The 1,179-nt window shown below is 71.5% G+C and carries 1 protein-coding gene; it reads right to left on the minus strand.

Going from position 1 to position 1,179, the window contains the following annotated elements:
- A partial coding sequence (locus DW298_RS00040; RefSeq protein WP_240744940.1) for a DUF222 domain-containing protein occupies positions 1-1,133 on the minus strand: 1,133 nt, incomplete at its 3' end.
- Positions 1,134-1,179: the final 46 nt, after the last annotated feature.

Consider the following 1,179-nt stretch of genomic DNA (forward strand, 5'->3'; position numbering starts at 1 on the left):
CCGTGGTCTCGTTTCCACCAGCGGATGTGGTGCGCTTTCGTCATCTCGGGTGGCAGCCCGCACATCGCGCATCCGCCGTCGCGTTCGGCCAGGGCGAGGCGTTGCGCCCGGGTGAACAGGCGTTTCTCCCGACCCCAGTCCAACACTTCACTGTCCGTCCCGAGGACACAGGGGATGATCCCTCCGCCGGCGGCCATCCGCCGCGCCGCCCCGATGCTGACCGGCTGGTCGAGACCGTCCACGGTCGCGGATCCGGTGCCGGTTTCGAGGTCCGAGAGGTTCATCCGGACGATCACGGTGGCCCCGGCGACCGGGACCCGCATCTGGCAGCCGAGGACGTGCGCGCAGAACACCGCGAGCGCGTCGGCCTGGATCATGGGGACCGTGCGCCGGTCCGCATCGGGGGCGTCGGGGTCGGGGGCGTCATTCCGGGCGGCGAACGCGGCGGTCACGAACCCGCGGATCGCGGTCACGATCGGGGCGGCGGTCTCGGCATCCAGGCGCGCGTTCAGGTGCAGCATCCCGCCGCGCTCGAACATCGTCACCGACCTCTTCCCCCGCCGCTCCTCCTCTTTCGGTTCGACACCGTCAGGGTCAAGCCACGCCTCCACCCGCACCACGAGCCGGCGGACATGGTCCAACGCCAGCCCGGCCGCAGCTTCGGCCAGCATGCGTTCCGCCTCCGCGACGCGCTCCGCCCCGGCCGCGACCCGGCACCGGTCCAGCATTCCGATGATCATCGCCGCGGCTTGCGCGCCCAGCACGCCCGCGCGCAGCGCTTCCCGCACCAGCGGATACCGTGCCGGCAACCGCGCACCCAACAGGTCCGCACGCGGCGCCGTCGCCTCCCCGACCTTCACCAACCGGGCCGCATCCCCCGTCGAGACCCCGGTGGTCGCGGCGATCAACGCCGCCGCCGTGCGGAACCCCTGCTGCTTCGCCAGGCTCTCCGCCCCCAACTCCGGCCGCGACTCGTACGCAATGCGCGCGGCGACCTCGACATGCACCGCATCCACCCGCCGCTGCAACACCCCGATCGCCGCACTCACCGCGACCAGCTCGGACCGGGACAGATCCCCCGCCTCCCCGGCACCCGCCCACGCCGTGTCGAGGTGACTCATCGCCTCGTGCAACCCGGTCAAAGTGGACATGCTTCATTCTAACCGAGTAACACGCTAC

Origin of the sequence: Microbacterium sp. A20 (assembly GCF_004794515.1) — a bacterium.
Lineage (GTDB): Bacteria > Actinomycetota > Actinomycetes > Actinomycetales > Microbacteriaceae > Microbacterium.